The sequence below is a fragment of the Microbispora sp. KK1-11 genome (genome assembly GCF_006874435.1).
Classification (GTDB): Bacteria; Actinomycetota; Actinomycetes; order Streptosporangiales; family Streptosporangiaceae; genus Microbispora; species Microbispora catharanthi.
The window spans coordinates 1-990 of record NZ_VIRJ01000104.1 but is presented as its reverse complement, the minus strand read 5'-3'; the positions used below and the strand labels follow the sequence as shown (position 1 = coordinate 990).

The window sequence follows — 990 nt, the reverse complement described above, 5'->3', positions numbered from 1 at the left end:
CTAGACGAGTAAGTCCTAATTCCGGTCAGTGGTCGTAGGCGATCAGTGACCGGGTGATGGGTTGGCTGGTGGCGCGGTTGTGCCAGATGGCGGCGGTCAAGGCCAGGATCCGTTGGGCGATGCGGGCGGCGACGCCCAGCGGGCTGCGTCCGCCGTGTAGTTCCAGGTCGAGTTGGCCTTTGAGGGTGTCGTTGACTGACTCGATGAGCTGGCGGATGGGTTTGAGGTGCTGCTCGCCGGGGCGGGGTGTTCGGTTGCGGTAGGACGGGCGTAGCAGGCCCACCCCGCGTTCGGCCAGGTAGGCGTCCAGTTCGGCGGAGACGTACCCCTTGTCGGCGACGATCAGCAGGCCGGGGCGTTCGGCGAGCAGGTGCGGGTCGTGGTCGAGTACAGCCATCAGGACCTGACGTTCGTCGACCTTCGGGGTGGCCAGGGCCCAGGTGATCGGCAGGCCGGCCGGGGTGCAGATCAGGTGCAGGCGCAGGCCCCAGAAGTAGCGAGAGTGGGAGCGGCAGTAGCCGTAGCCGGCCCAGCCGGCAAGGTTGGAGCGCTGGGCGGTGGGGCGGGAGCGGCCGCATTCGACCGGGGTGGAGTCGATCACCCAGAGGGTGTCGGTCCATAGGTCGGTGTCGCGGGCCAGGGCGCGGATGGCGCGTTTGAGGAGCGGGAGTGCAGCACGCAGGCGCTTGTTGTAGCCGGATTGGCCGGGCAGGTAAGGGAAGGCACCGGGCAGGTGATTGGGCAGGAAGCGCAGCCATCGGGCTTCGGAGCGGACGCCGAGCAGGGCCTGGGCGATGGCCACAGTGAGCAACTCGGCGTCGGTGAGCTTGGGCGGGCGTCCGATCCGGGTCGGACGCCCCAGCCAGTCATCGATCTTGACGTACAGTGCGGTGAGAAGGGTGTTGATGTCTGTCGTCACAAACGGATCATCGACACCCTTCGCCCTTTCCCACAGCCCGCCTCACAGCGACTTAGGACTTACTCGTCTAG

At 67.0% G+C, this 990-nt stretch carries 1 protein-coding gene; it reads right to left on the bottom strand.

Going from position 1 to position 990, the window contains the following annotated elements:
* Positions 1-25 precede the first annotated feature (25 nt).
* A complete protein-coding gene (locus FLW16_RS42910; RefSeq protein WP_142566720.1) occupies positions 26-919 on the bottom strand; it encodes an IS982 family transposase in 894 nt (297 codons plus the stop codon).
* Positions 920-990 lie beyond the last annotated feature (71 nt).